At 33.2% G+C, this 13,660-nt stretch carries 8 protein-coding genes and 1 pseudogene; 3 read left to right on the forward strand and 6 right to left on the reverse strand.

The annotated features are described in order from the left end of the window. Nucleotides 1-40: 40 nt before the first annotated feature. The 3 genes and pseudogenes from ACM55M_RS11720 to ACM55M_RS11730 form a co-directional block, all read right to left on the reverse strand. Nucleotides 41-1,984: a DEAD/DEAH box helicase gene (locus tag ACM55M_RS11720; protein ID WP_416857844.1), complete on the reverse strand. Its 1,944-nt coding sequence runs from the start codon at nt 1,982-1,984 to the stop codon at nt 41-43. Nucleotides 1,985-2,188: 204 nt separating this feature from the next. Next, nucleotides 2,189-2,767 (reverse strand): non-canonical purine NTP diphosphatase, encoded by a 579-nt coding sequence (locus ACM55M_RS11725; protein ID WP_416857845.1) that lies wholly within the window; start codon nt 2,765-2,767, stop codon nt 2,189-2,191. 1,823 nt (nt 2,768-4,590) lie between these two features. Next, nucleotides 4,591-5,999, reverse strand: a pseudogene (locus ACM55M_RS11730) (FMN-binding glutamate synthase family protein). Nucleotides 6,000-6,182: 183 nt separating this feature from the next. Here ACM55M_RS11730 and ACM55M_RS11735 point away from each other — a divergent pair. Continuing rightward, nucleotides 6,183-8,564 carry a hybrid sensor histidine kinase/response regulator gene (locus ACM55M_RS11735; protein WP_416857846.1) on the forward strand — a complete coding sequence of 794 codons (2,382 nt, stop codon included), beginning with the start codon at nt 6,183-6,185 and terminating at the stop codon, nt 8,562-8,564. Here ACM55M_RS11735 and ACM55M_RS11740 read toward each other — a convergent pair. After that, entirely contained in the window at nt 8,561-9,325 is a 765-nt protein-coding gene (locus tag ACM55M_RS11740) for an NYN domain-containing protein (protein WP_416857847.1), read from the reverse strand. The genes ACM55M_RS11735 and ACM55M_RS11740 overlap by 4 nt on opposite strands. A gap of 253 nt (nt 9,326-9,578) precedes the next feature. Here ACM55M_RS11740 and ACM55M_RS11745 point away from each other — a divergent pair, with 253 nt between their 5' ends. Both ACM55M_RS11745 and ACM55M_RS11750 read left to right on the forward strand, forming a co-directional pair. Beyond that, nucleotides 9,579-10,841, forward strand: coding sequence for an aminotransferase class I/II-fold pyridoxal phosphate-dependent enzyme (locus tag ACM55M_RS11745; protein WP_416857848.1), 1,263 nt, complete (start codon nt 9,579-9,581; stop codon nt 10,839-10,841). 108 nt (nt 10,842-10,949) lie between these two features. Then, nucleotides 10,950-11,423: a hypothetical protein gene (locus tag ACM55M_RS11750; protein ID WP_416857849.1), complete on the forward strand. Its 474-nt coding sequence runs from the start codon at nt 10,950-10,952 to the stop codon at nt 11,421-11,423. Nucleotides 11,424-11,504: 81 nt separating this feature from the next. On the opposite strand, the gene ACM55M_RS11755 is transcribed toward ACM55M_RS11750, so the two are convergent. Both ACM55M_RS11755 and ACM55M_RS11760 read right to left on the reverse strand, forming a co-directional pair. Then, nucleotides 11,505-12,623, reverse strand: coding sequence for a GTP cyclohydrolase (locus ACM55M_RS11755; protein WP_416857850.1), 1,119 nt, complete (start codon nt 12,621-12,623; stop codon nt 11,505-11,507). A 21-nt stretch (nt 12,624-12,644) separates the two neighbouring features. Next, nucleotides 12,645-13,580: a transporter gene (locus tag ACM55M_RS11760; RefSeq protein ID WP_416857851.1), complete on the reverse strand. Its 936-nt coding sequence runs from the start codon at nt 13,578-13,580 to the stop codon at nt 12,645-12,647. Nucleotides 13,581-13,660 lie beyond the last annotated feature (80 nt).

Consider the following 13,660-nt stretch of genomic DNA (forward strand, 5'->3'; position numbering starts at 1 on the left):
TGTAGTTTCTCTATATAATTATAAGAAAATTAACTAAATGTTAGTCTCTTCTTGGTCTTCTTGGTCTTGGTGAATCACCAAAGCTTTCAGAACGTCTAGGCGCTCTATCAGATGCACCTTCAGTTCTAGGTCTGTCAGATGAAAAACCATCTTCTCTTCTTGGAGCAGCACTTCTAGAATCGCTTCTTCCGCCAAATCCACCTTCTCTAGGAGCTGAATTTCTGTCGCTTCTAAATCCGCCACCGCCAGAACCTTCTCTTCTTGGAGCAAAACTACCTTCTCTTCTTGGAGCTGAACTTCTTCCGCCTCCAAAACTTCCACCAGAACTTCTTCCGTTATGATCACGTCTTCCGCCACCATCATTTTTAGAAATTTCAACATTGATTCTACGTCCTTCTAATTGTACGTTGTTCAATACTTCCATTACTTTATCAGTATGTTCCGGATCAGTGTTAAAGAAAGAGAAACCTTCTTTTACGTCTACTTTGAAAACGTCATCACGACCTAAGTCTAATGTTTCTTTCAAGTAATCTTTCAATGACATCCAATCAAAGTTATCTCTAGAACCGATGTTCACAAAATATCTCGTTGCACCACCATTGTTATTTTCTCTTGGAGCACCATCTCTATCATCACGCTCACGTCTTTCAGAACCTGAAGCTTGATTAGAAATATCTCTGGTTTTCTTGTAATAATTGATAAAACGGTTAAATTCAACCGATACCATTTTCTTGATTAATTCCTCTTTCGATAAACCTTCAAGAACGCTGTTAATTGCAGGAAGATAGTTGTCAATTTCGTGATCAACTTCTGTATCTTTAATTTTATTAGCTAAGTGTAACAATTGGATTTCGCAGATTTCAATTCCAGAAGGGATTGTTTTCTCTTCGAATTTTTGTTTGATGATTCTTTCAATTGAAGAAATCTTACGCAACTCACTTTTAGTTACGATTACAATAGAAGTTCCTAATTTACCAGCACGACCAGTACGACCTGAACGGTGGTTATAAGTTTCAATTTCATCAGGTAATTGATAATTCACTACGTGAGTAATGCTATCAACGTCAATTCCACGTGCAGCAACATCAGTAGCTACAAGCATTTGGATTTGTCTTCCTCTAAAAGATTTCATTACACCATCACGTTGCGCTTGAGATAAATCTCCGTGCAATGCGGCAGCGCTGTATCCGTCTTCAACAAGTTTTTCAGCAACAGCTTGCGTATCTCTTTTGGTACGACAAAAAACTACTGAGAAAATGTCTGGATTAGCATCTGCTAAACGTTTCAAAGCTTCGTAACGATCACGTGCATTTACAAGGTAAAATTCGTGAGAAACGGTAGCCGAACCTGAATTTTTAGCTCCAACTGTAATTTCAATAGGATCTTTCATGAATTGTTTTCCAATTCTAGCCACTTCTGCAGGCATTGTAGCCGAGAATAACCATGTGCTTTTTTCGTCTGGCGTAGTAGAAAGGATGTTTACGATATCTTCGTAGAAACCCATGTTCAACATTTCGTCAGCTTCGTCAAGTATACAATAGTTGATTTGAGATATATTTACCAAACCTCTATTAATCATGTCTTGCATTCTTCCTGGAGTTGCCACAATAATTTGTGCGCCTCTCTTTATGTCTCTCGCCTGATCTGTTATGCTAGCTCCACCGTAAACTGCTACCACATTGATACCTTTTTCGTATTTAGAGTAGTTTTTAATTTCGTTGGTAATCTGCAAACAAAGTTCGCGTGTTGGAGATAAAATTAATGCTTGTGTATTCCTGTTGTTGGCATCAATTTTCTGAATAACTGGAAAACCAAAAGCTGCCGTTTTCCCTGTCCCTGTCTGAGCCAACGCAACCATATCTGTGTCTTTTTCCAATAATAGGGGAATCGCTTTCTCCTGTACTTCGGTCGGATTTTCAAATCCTAGATCTAAAATCGCCTTCAGTAACGATTCACTCAATCCTAATTGTTCAAATTTATTCATATGTATTTTTAAAATAGGGTGCAAAATTACTGTTTATAATTCATATAAACTAATGCTATTTTAAGATTTAATGATTTATTGTAATTTGATTATCAGAAAGTTATCTTTTTTATTTGTGAAACGTGGGTTTTGATTTGAAAAATCAGTGTGAGATTACGATCCAAATTCGAATATATTGTTATAAAAATGTTGTATTAAAAACATTTATTTATTTCCCTTCAAGAAATCAATTAGTTGTAGTGTTGCTTTTCCTCTGTGACTGATTTTATTTTTTATGTCCAATGATAATTGTGCAAAAGTTTTCTGATATTCTTCAGGTTTAAAAATAGGGTCGTACCCAAATCCTTGATTACCTGTCTTTTCTAAAGTAATTTCGCCCCGGGCGATTCCTGTAAAAAGATGTTGTTTTCCGTTTAAATTCAAAGCAATCACTGTTCTGAATTGTGCCTTTCTATTATTTTTATCTGATAAAGCCTCTAATAATTTATCCATATTATCATCGGCATTGCGCTGTTCTCCTGCATATCGTGCTGAAAAAACTCCAGGTTCTCCGTTCAAAGAATCCACTTCAAGTCCGGTGTCATCAGCAAAGCAGTCGTAACCATAGTTGCGGGTAACATAATTTGCTTTTAAGATAGCATTACCTTCAATGATTTCTGCTGTTTCAGGAATTTCTTCATGACAACCAATACTTTCTAAACTTAGAATTTTGATTGAATCGGGAAGCATACTTTGTATTTCCAGAATTTTATTTTTGTTATTGGAAGCGAAAACGAGTTGCATTTTATTGGTTTTAATTTAATCCTCCAAAGATACATTTTTTATATTTTTCATTATGATAATGTCAATAACGGCACGAACTGCTCATAGATAATAGGAATTCACATGTTGTTTTAATGTATTTAAAATCAATAAGTTAAATAATGGTTAAAGTGTCTTTTTTTAATAATTTAAACTGATAATAATTATATCTTTGAGTGTGGTTTTGATTAATCACTTGTGTAAAACCATCTGAAAAGAGAAGCTTATTCAAATAGTCATTTCATGCCTAACGGTATGACCTGATAAATGGTAAATCAAAATCTACAATCGGAGGCCCTTTAAAAGGCCTCCTTTTTTTGTGAAGTATTGTGATTTAAATTTATAAAGGATCGATCGGGTTTATAGGGTTTTATTTTGTATAATGTGTTAAAATTTAAACAGTTAATGATTAGTTAAAATGAGTTATTAGAGTAGTTTGAACCGAAATTTGTCTTATCTTTGGGTATGGTTTTGATTTGTTCTTGAATATGGCCATCTGCAAAGAGTAGCGTATTTGATAGTTAGTTGTACCGAAAGATATAAGTTGATAATAACAAATCAAAGTCTGAATTAGAGGCCCTTTAAAAAGGCCTCTTTTTTTATGGTTACTTACCAAGATTGGTTTTTGACGGGTGGAAATTTTATTTTAAATAGTGTTTTTAAAATTCTAAAATCACGATGTTAATTAAGCGTTAAAGTGTTTTATTAGAGTAGTTTGAACTGAAATTTGTCTTATCTTTGGGTATGGTTTTGATTTGTTCTTGAATATGGCCATCTGCAAAGAGTAGCGTATTTGATAGTTAGTTGTACCGAAAGATATAAGTTGATAATAACAAATCAAAGTCTGAATTAGAGGCCCTTTAAAAAGGCCTCTTTTTTTATAATTATTTGTCAAGATGGGTTTTTGACGTGTAGAAATTTTATTTTAAATATTGGTTTTTAAAAATTCTAAAATCACAGCGTTAATTAAGAGTTAAAGTGTTTTATTAGAATGGTTTGAAACTAAATTTGCGTTATCTTTGATTATGGTTTTGATTTGTTCTTGAATATGGCCATCTGCAAAGAGTAGCGTATTTGATAGTTAGTTGTACCGAAAGATACAAGCTGATAATAACAAATCAAAGTCTGAATTAGAGGCCCTTTAAAAAGGCCTCTTTTTTTGTGGTTATTTACCAAGATCGGTTTTTGACGGGTGGAAATTCTATTTTTAAATAATGGTTTTTAAAATTCTAAAATGACGGCGTTAATTAAGCGTTAAAATGTTTTAGTAGAATGGTTTGAAACTAAATTTGCCTTATCTTTGAGTATGATTTTGCTTTGTTCTTGAATATGGCCATTTGCAAAGAGTAGCGTATTTGATAGTTAGTTGTACCGAAAGGTATGAACTGATAATAACAAACCAAGGTCTAAATTGGAGGCCTGTAAAAAGGCCTCTTTTTTATGGCTATATGCCAAAAATAGTAGTTTTTTAGTTTGTCTGTTTTTCTAATGTATTTTATTTGAAACAACTTTTATTAAAATTTCCTAAACTAATTTTAAGGAATAGTAATTTTTTAATAACTGGGTTTTAGCTTTATAAAATGACACGTTAACGATTAGTTAAAGTGCTGATTTTCATCTATTATGGTGAAAGTAAATTGTATCTTTGAGTGTGGTTTTGATTAATTACTTGAATGTATCAATCTTGCAATAAGATATGATAATTCAATAGTCAGCTATACAAGTTAAAGTATAAGTTAGATAATGGTAAATCAGAATCAATAACTGGAGGACTCTAAAGGTCCTCCTTTTTTTGTTGTAAACTTTTAGTGTTTCGAAACACTTTTTAAATTATCGGGGAAATACAAATCCGATAAATGAGCAAATTCATCTCCACGCATAAAAATGTTGATATCAACATCAGCAAAACTTTTTTTACCAGCTGCAGCCAGAAGTTCATTAGCGGCGTGTAAGGTGTTTTTATGAAAATAAAAAACCCGTTCCGATTTATCAGTCACAACCAATCCTTTGATTAACATTTTGTCTTGTGTAGCAACTCCGGTAGGACATGTGTTATTGTTGCATCGCAAGGCTTGAATGCACCCCAACGAAAACATGAATCCACGTGCACTATTGCAAATATCAGCACCAAGCGCTACAGCTTTAAGAATGGAATAGCCTGCTATGATTTTACCACTACAAATAACTCGTATCTTGTCTCGGATGCCAAAACGCACTAATGTTTTATTTACAAAAATAAGTGCGGGTTCAAATGGCATTCCTACGCCATCTGCAAATTCAAGTGGCGCAGCACCAGTCCCGCCTTCGGCACCATCAACGGTGATGAAATCAGGAAAACAATTTTGAGTAATCATTTCTTGGCAAATCATTTCGAATTCGCTGGTTTCGCCAATGCACAATTTAAAACCAATTGGTTTCCCATTGGACAGTAAACGTAATTTTGCAATAAATTCTATTAACCCTTTTGTATCTGAAAATGCAGCATGGCCGGGTGGAGAAAGTACCGTTGTATGTGGTTGTACACCTCTAATTTTAGCTATTTCTAAGTAAATTTGTCTCCGTTAAAACCACCTCTATCATTGCGAAAGCCAAAATATCCTGTTCCTATTTGCCAAGTTATGTCCCCACCTTGTTGATGAAATTCGGTTAAACCACCTTCTCCTGTATTGTGATAGAATTTCCCTTTTAGCGCTCCTTTGTTAAGAGCCATGATGGCATTTTCGCTCAGAGAACCAAAGCTCATTGCTGAAATGTTTAATAAAGAAGCGGAATAGGGCTGCGTACAATCCGATCCGCCAACTAAAACTCGAGGTAGTTTTTCATTTACTGTTGCGGGGAAAATAGAATGTTTAATACCTTCGTAACTAGATTGATTTAAATTTAATTGTGTCCCAAAAGGCGTCGTAGAGTCAATGTTTTTTGCTCTTTGATAAGCCAAAGTTCGCTGGTTTCTTGAAAATGGTTTCCCATCGGTGGAACGTTCGATAAAATATTGTTGAATTTCGGGCGCTATCATTTCAAATAAATATCTAAAATAGCCCAATACAGGAAAATTTCTTAAAATGGTGTGTTTATGTTGCATGCTATTGGCTAAGCCTACAGTTAACAGTGTTGTTATAAGAATTATGAAGGATAGGCCTGTATTAAAATAGTAATAGGTAATGGAAGTAATGATAAGTGCAGTAATTCCTAAAACGAAAATTTTTTGTCTCATAGTGAAAGTTATTTCAGCTATTAATTTACTAAGACTATTGAAAATTTTGTACTTTAAATGCTATTATTTGAAATGAATTGTTTTATTTCACAAAACAGAAAAACGCAATTAAAAAAGAGTAGTTAGAAAACTAAAGAGTTCTTTTTTACGTATGTTTTTTTGTCTAATTGTAATTTATTAAACATGGGTCAGAAAAAATACGTTCGACTTTCTATTACTTTGAAATTATTGTTTTTCATGTTATTTTTCGTAAATACTTACTCACAATATGTTTTTAGAAGCAATGCAATTCCTGAAGAGATTTCCCTATATAACTTTACTACAATTGCAGATGTTGGCCAAAGAAATTTAGATATCCAATTTGTAATTGCAAATTATAATTCATTAAGCCCTAAAAAGCTTAAGACGGAAAGTGATGACTTAGGCTTTACACAAAATAATTTTTGGGCAAAAACCGAACTGGAAAACCCTACAGATTTATCCTTAAAATATTACTTAGAGACTGCTAGACCAATTACAGATTTAGTAGAATTATATATTTTTGATGTTGCTTCAAAAAAAATTACCAAAGCCGTTAGTGGTGACAACATGCAATATTCTGTACGTAGTTTTGATAATCGTAAAACTATTTTTAAAATTGAAATAGCACCAAAATCCAGCTTGATATTATTTTTACATTTAAAAAGCGATGGTGAAGTAATAAAAATGCCAATAAAGCTGTATTCCTCAGAAAATTTTATAAAAACAGTTTCAGAAGAGCAATTGTTTTTTGGTATTTTTTATGGAATTTTGACAATTGTTTCCATTATTTACTTTTTTTTCTATTTTGCTTTACGCGAAAAAACATTTTTGTATTATAGCTTATATGTTATTTTTATTGGCTTAATGCAATTTTCGTTAGACGGTTATTTTTATGAATTGGTTACACCGCAGGGTGGGTGGTTTTCACTTCATGCCGTATTGTTTTTTGCGATGGTAGCCGGTTTCTTATTGGGTAAATACAGCGAAGTTTTCTTAAACATCAAAAAGTATAATAAAACGATTTACATTCTATTCAATATCGTTTATTTTTTAGCTTTCGTGTTAATTTTCTGTATCCTTTTTGTCCCAGCAGCTTTGGCAATAAGTTATCCTTTGGCAAACGTGCTTGGGTTACTGATCCTCATCTTGATCATTTCCTCTGTGATTTATCTGTATTACAAAAACAAGTATGTTGATGGTTTTTTTACTATTGGTATTTTCTTTTTAATTCTTGGATTTGGAATATTTATTCTCAATAATTTTGGTCAAGTTCCTAATTCATTTTTGACTCAAAACAGTTCTAAATTAGGAACCGGTTTGGAAGTAATTTTCCTTTCACTTTCAATGGCAAACCTGATTAGGAATCTTAAAAATGAAAAAAATGAACTGAATCGTCTTGCTTTAGTTCGTTCGGAAGAGATGAATGATTTAAAATCTTATTTTTTATCGAATATTAGCCACGAATTGCGAACGCCACTGAACGCCATTATGAATTTAATTGATTCTATTTCTAATGAAGTTCAGGATGAAAAAATTAGAAAAAATTGTCAAATTATAAAATATTCCTCCCATAGCTTATTGAGTTCCGTCAATGATATTTTGGATTTTTCTAAAATTGAAAAAGGGGAATTAAGACTTGAAAATAATCAATTTGATCCGGTGCAGGTTTTAGAACATTTGAAGAATAATGCAATTAATATCGCTAAAGATAAAGGGTTAGGGTTTCAGTTTTCAAAATCGGACACTATTCCTGATTTTTTAATTGGTGATGTGACCCGATTGGTGCAGGTTGTGAATAATGTCTTGAATAATGCCATTAAATTTACGGCCACCGGTTTTGTAAAATTTACTATCGACAGCGAGTTGAAAACCAACAATAAGGCCAGTTTGATTTTGACTATTTCGGATTCTGGTATCGGAATTTCAAAAGATAAAATGGACCGTATCTTTGATTCTTTTTCTCAAAATAATATCGATAATAAGCGAAAATTTGGCGGACTTGGATTAGGACTTTACATTGTTAAGACTTTGGTCGATATGCAAAACGGAACTATTGTAATGGATAGTAAAATCAATGAGGGAACGACTTGCGTTTTTACAATTGATTTTGATGTATCAACAGAACAGAAAAAGGTTGAAGCTCCTGTTAAAACTGTTATTGATGATTTGGATGGAAAATCGATTTTAGTAGTTGAAGACAATCCGATCAATCAAATGGTCATAAAAATGATTACCAAGAAATGGTTAAATACGACTGTTGTTTATGCTAATAATGGACAAGAAGCATTGGATGCATTTAAAACCAATCAATTTGATATTGTTTTAATGGATCTTCAAATGCCAGTTATGGATGGCTACGAAGCCACAATTGCAATTAGAAATGGAGATGCCGGGGCACATAATAGCGAAATTCCAATCATTGCAGTAACTGCTGATGTAATGGAAACCACAAAAGAGCGCGTTAAGGAAATAGGGATGAATGATTATTTGTCTAAACCCATTAAGAAAGAAACATTATATGAGGCGGTTAAAAAGTTAGTTTAACTAAAACGCAATCGAACATAAACATGTTTGATTCCTTTTTTATCGGAATCTCTTTCATCGATTTCTAAAATATCAGTTAATGATTTAAGCATGGGAGTTAATTTTGCGAAGCCATAATTTCTTGGGTCAAATTCGGGTTTTTTCTTGACGATGAGGTTTCCTACATCTCCAAGAAAAGCCCAGCCACTGTCATCCGCAATGTCTTCGATGGTTGATTCTATTAATTCGATAGTTTGTAGATCGACTTTGTTTAAGCTTTTTGGGGTAGCTTTTTTTGCATCTGAGGCCGTTCGTTTTGGTAATTTCTTTTTGATGGCACCATCCAGAACTTCAATATAAATAAATCGGTCGCAGGCCACAATAAATGAATTGGGCGTTTTTTGTTCCCCAATTCCAATGACTTTCATGCCGGATTCTCTCAATCGGATTGCTAAACGTGTAAAATCAGAATCACTGGAAACGATACAAAAACCATCCACTTTGTCCGAATACAACAGGTCCATGGCGTCAATAATCATCGCTGAATCCGAAGAATTTTTACCTACTGTGTAACTGTATTGTTGAATCGGCGTTATCGCATGTTCCAATAAAACACTTTTCCAGCCTCCGGCATTTGGTTTGGTCCAATCGGCATAAATACGTTTGGTGGTTGGTGTGCCAAACTTGGCTATTTCCTCCATCATTCCTTTTACATTACTATACGGAACGTTGTCAGCATCAATGAGAACGGCAAGTTTTAATTCTTTTGTATCTTCGGACATAAATTTCTAATGTTGAAATATTTATCCAAATATACAAAGTTTATCATCGGAATCGTTTTTTTTAGCCCTGATCGAAACGGCATCCTTTTATGCCGATTTTTCTTCAGCACAAAAGATATAGTGTAGAGCAGGAAATAGCTCCTGATAGTCATCAAGATAAACCCTGAAAAATAAATTTACTTTCAATACCATTATAAAATTTAAATAATTATTTTTGCAACTTCTTAAAATTAAAATTATTACTTAATATATTATGGTAAAAGATTTATTCGAAAGGATTCAAAACAATAAAGGGCCATTAGGGAAATGGGCTTCACAAGCAGAAGGATATTTTGTATTTCCAAAATTAGAAGGAGATTTAGGCCCAAGAATGAAATTTCAAGGAAAAGAGGTTTTGAACTGGAGTTTGAATGACTATTTAGGTCTTGCAAATCACCCTGAAGTGCGTAAAGCAGATGCGGATGCAGCGTTAGAATATGGTGCAGCTGCTCCAATGGGTGCTCGTATGATGTCAGGCCACACTAAATATCACGAACAATTAGAGAATGAATTGGCTGCTTTTGTAATGAAAGAATCTTCTTATTTGTTGAATTTTGGGTACCAAGGAATGGTTTCTATCATTGATGCTTTGGTGACTAGAAATGACGTTATTGTGTATGATGTAGATGGACACGCTTGTATTATTGATGGTGTTCGTTTGCATAGCGGAAAACGTTTTACTTACAAGCACAACGACATTGAAAGTATGGAGAAAAACCTGCAACGTGCCACAAAATTAGCTGCTGAACAAGGAGGAGGAATCCTTTTTATTACTGAAGGTGTTTTTGGGATGCGTGGGCAACAAGGAAAGTTGAAAGAGATTGTAGAAATGAAAAAGAAATATAATTTCCGTCTTTTAGTTGATGATGCTCACGGTTTTGGTACACTTGGTAAAACAGGTGCTGGAGCCGGCGAGGAGCAAGGTTGTCAGGATGGAATTGATGTTTATTTCTCAACTTTTGCCAAATCAATGGCAAATATTGGTGCTTTTGTAGCTGCCGATAAAGATATTATCGATTATTTAAAATACAATTTGCGTTCTCAAATGTTTGCGAAAGCATTGCCAATGATTCAAACTATTGGTTCTTTGAAACGTTTGCAATTGTTGCGTGACAACCCAGGATTGAAAGACAAATTATGGGAAAATGTAAATGCTTTGCAAGGTGGTTTGAGAAGTAAAGGATTTAATATTGGTGATACCAATACTTGTGTTACACCAGTTTACTTGGAAGGAAGTGTGCCAGAAGCGATGGTGATGGTGAATGACTTAAGAGAGAATTATGGTATTTTCTTGTCAATAGTAATTTATCCGGTAATTCCAAAAGGAATGATTTTATTACGCGTTATTCCTACTGCACCTCACACTTTGTCAGATATTGACGAAACACTAACTGCTTTTGAAGCAATCCGTGAAAAATTAGAAAACGGAACCTATAAAGAAATTGCATCACGTACTAAAGTTGATTTGGACGCTTAATTTCGTGTTTTAGTTTTATATAAAAAATCCATCAGTCTAACTGATGGATTTTTTTTGGAATGAATTTAGCTATGAATTTGTACATTTATAAAACTAAAATGGAAATTTATGAAAAAAGTAATTGTATTAGGAATCGTTTTTATGAGCCTTCTAGTTTCTTGTAAAAAAGAAAGAGAAAAGAAAGAAGCTCCGGCTGAATTAGAAAAAATAGTTATTGAAGAACCCGTAACCGAAGAATGTTACCGTACAATTTTAAAAAAGGATACGATTTCAATGACTTTGAATATAAAAGGAGATCAATTGACTTCAGGGAAATTGAGTTATAATTTCTACGAGAAGGACAAAAGCTTTGGAACATTAGTTGGAAAAATAAAAGGAGATACACTTTTTGCGGATTATGCATTCATGTCAGAAGGTGTTGCTACGGTTCGCCAAGTTGCTTTCTTGAAAAAAGGGAATACGTATGTTGAAGGTTTTGGGAATGTAGTGGATGATAATAAAGGAAAAGTAACTTTTAAGGATGCAAAACAATTAAAATTTGACGGGAATATAGTTTTGTCAAAAGTGGATTGTAAAATGTGATTTTTGTTATAAAAAGCAACCATCTATAATTAGAAAATCCATCAGCTACGGCTGATGGATTTTTTAGTTATAATTTAATTGCTACAAATTCTTTAAAAAAGTACATCTGCGTTTATGAACTATAGGATCAAAATGTTTCCACAAATTGTGAATAGCAATATTGTTTGCTAATTCAGGAGTTCTAAAACAATTAAGAACTCCTTTTTCTTTGAACGTTTCGTAATATTCTTTAAAAATGATTGCTGTTACTGCTTTGTTTTGGTATTCCGGCAGAACACCAATAAGATAGAAAAGTACATCTTTGCTTTGTTTTCTGGCTTTCAATAAATGAAGAAATCCAAATGGAAATAATTTTCCTTTTGATTTTTGCAATGCTTCCGAAAATGAAGGCATCACAATGCTAAAAGCAACAATATTATGGTCTTTGTCTTCCACAAATTTGATGAATTCAGGATTGATGAAACTGATGTATTTTTTCTTGAAATATTCTTTTTGTGTGTCTGAAATGGCTACAAAAGAGGATAAAGACGCGTACGATTTATTGAATAAATCAAACATTTTATCAACGTGGGGCATTACTTCTTTGGTAGTCTTGAAATTAAGCGGACTTAATTGGTATCGTCTTTTGACCAAATCATTCGCTTTTTCAAAAAATTCCGGTTTTACGTTTGCAAAAGGAAATTTACTTTCTATGTATTCTTTCTCTTTAACATAACCTAATTGCTCAAAATGGGTAGCGTAATACGAATGATTGTACCACGTAATCATGGTTCCCATTTCATCAAAACCTTCTGTTAGAATACCTACTTTATCTAAATTTGAAAATCCCATAGGACCTTCAACGTGTTCTAAATTATTTTTTCGACCTAATTCATTGACTTTTTCTAAAAGTGCTTTCGTCACTTCAATATCATCAATGACATCAAACCAACCAAATCGAACTTTCTTTTTTTGCTGATCATTCACTTCACTCCAATTGATTATAGCAGCGATTCGGCCTACAATTTCATTGTTTTTGTAAGCAACATAAAAATAGGCTTCGGCATTTTCGAAAGCAGGATTTTTCGTCTTATCAAATGATTCCAGTTCATCTGCGATGATTGGTGGAACCCAGTTTTTATTGTTTTTGTATAATGAAAAAGGAAATTTTATATAATCTGTTAATTCACTTTTTGTTTTAGCTTCTTTTATTGTAATCATTATTGTTTTGGCTTGTAATTTCTATCCTTTTTTTGTTTTTTTTGCTCTTTTCTTAGCTTTTTTATCGGAATCGTTATTGTCTAAATTAATTCGGACTTCATTATAATTAGCATCATAGCGCCAGGAAAAACCTACTCCTCCATAAAGAACAGAAGGAGTATCTTTGAAATTAGTGCTTATTGAAGCATCAATTTGCATGTCTTTGTTTAATAAATAAGCAGCACCTCCACGAACAATTGCGTCACTATAAAAATCACTTTTAAAGCCTTGGTTTTCTACAAAACCTGACCATTTATCATTGAATCCTTTTGTTAAGGTTAATACGTAACCGTAACTAGGATAGTCAGTTGTTATGTAATCGGCAATGATATTGGTAACAAAAACCCATGTTCCGTCTCCTAAATGGTTTTGTGTAATCAACATGATTTTTGGAGATATGCTGGATTCAGGAGAAAAAGAATATGGATTATCCGCCATGGTGAAATTAGCCCCTGCAAATACGGAAACAGCAGGAATTAATTGATGCCAATTGAAAGCGCGATTGGCTTTCCAACTGTAAACATTTACCTTTTTTTCGTAATTTTTAAATGGATCGTAAATTAGATATTTGGCTCCTAAAACGGTTTGCTTTAGCGCTGATCTATTAGAGTTATTGAATAATGTAGTGAATTTCTCGTTTTGGTATTGCAAATCGGCTATCAATTCTAATTTTTCCATGAACAATCCCCATCTTAATGTAGCATCAATCCCAAAACCATTGGCGTCATAATTTAATAAATTATGTTTTTGTTTAATTCCATAAATGCCTGTTTCTATTTGAATTACTGATTTTCCAACTGCAAAAGCGGACATGGTTTCACCTGGTCTATTAGAGTTGATTTGATCCGTATGCTGTCCATAATGAATACACGGAATCATAAAAATGGCTACTGCAAATAAGGTTTTGAATTTGAACATATTATTTTTTTTGGGTTAAAAAGTAATAACGCTTTTCAAATGTACTATATTTTATTATTTATTTAAGAATGATATTTTAA

This window comes from Flavobacterium galactosi, assembly GCF_048158585.1.
Classification (GTDB): domain Bacteria; phylum Bacteroidota; class Bacteroidia; order Flavobacteriales; family Flavobacteriaceae; genus Flavobacterium; species Flavobacterium galactosi.

Excerpts from the sequence above, each read along its gene's own strand:
- ACM55M_RS11750 (WP_416857849.1), top strand. The coding sequence starts at position 10,950 with ATGAAAAAAGTAATTGTATTAGGAATCGTTTTTATGAGCCTTCTAGTT.
- ACM55M_RS11740 (WP_416857847.1), bottom strand. The coding sequence starts at position 9,325 with ATGTCCGAAGATACAAAAGAATTAAAACTTGCCGTTCTCATTGATGCT.
- ACM55M_RS11745 (WP_416857848.1), top strand. The coding sequence starts at position 9,579 with ATGGTAAAAGATTTATTCGAAAGGATTCAAAACAATAAAGGGCCATTA.
- ACM55M_RS11720 (WP_416857844.1), bottom strand. The coding sequence starts at position 1,984 with ATGAATAAATTTGAACAATTAGGATTGAGTGAATCGTTACTGAAGGCG.
- ACM55M_RS11735 (WP_416857846.1), top strand. The coding sequence starts at position 6,183 with ATGGGTCAGAAAAAATACGTTCGACTTTCTATTACTTTGAAATTATTG.
- ACM55M_RS11725 (WP_416857845.1), bottom strand. The coding sequence starts at position 2,767 with ATGCAACTCGTTTTCGCTTCCAATAACAAAAATAAAATTCTGGAAATA.
- ACM55M_RS11760 (WP_416857851.1), bottom strand. The coding sequence starts at position 13,580 with ATGTTCAAATTCAAAACCTTATTTGCAGTAGCCATTTTTATGATTCCG.
- ACM55M_RS11755 (WP_416857850.1), bottom strand. The coding sequence starts at position 12,623 with ATGATTACAATAAAAGAAGCTAAAACAAAAAGTGAATTAACAGATTAT.